This window comes from Psychrobacter sp. S1-30-MNA-CIBAN-0213 (genome assembly GCF_040309845.1).
In the GTDB taxonomy this organism is placed as follows: domain Bacteria; phylum Pseudomonadota; class Gammaproteobacteria; order Pseudomonadales; family Moraxellaceae; genus Psychrobacter.
The window spans coordinates 1-307 of sequence record NZ_JBEOPE010000041.1; the positions used below are offsets into that span (position 1 = coordinate 1).

1 protein-coding gene is annotated in these 307 nt (G+C 42.0%); it reads left to right on the top strand.

Going from position 1 to position 307, the window contains the following annotated elements; genetic code table 11:
* Window positions 1-44: 44 nt before the first annotated feature.
* A partial coding sequence (locus tag AAEY87_RS13875) for a DegT/DnrJ/EryC1/StrS family aminotransferase (RefSeq protein ID WP_350657590.1) occupies window positions 45-307 on the top strand: 263 nt, incomplete at its 3' end.

Sequence of the window (307 nt, forward strand, 5' to 3'; positions counted from 1 at the left end):
TTCCTGTTCATTATGCAGGGGTTGCCTGTGAGATGGACACCATCATGGATATAGCAAGCCGCCATAATATATATGTTATTGAAGATGCTGCGCAGGGCATGATGAGCACTTATAAAGGTCAGGCCCTCGGAACTATTGGACACTTAGGCGCTTATAGTTTTCATGAGACTAAGAACTACACAAGTGGCGGCGAAGGTGGTTTATTAATTATCAATGACGACAAATTCAAAGAAAGAGCAGAGATAATTAGAGAGAAAGGTACCAACCGAAGTCAGTTTTTTAGAGGCATGGTAGATAAGTACTCGTG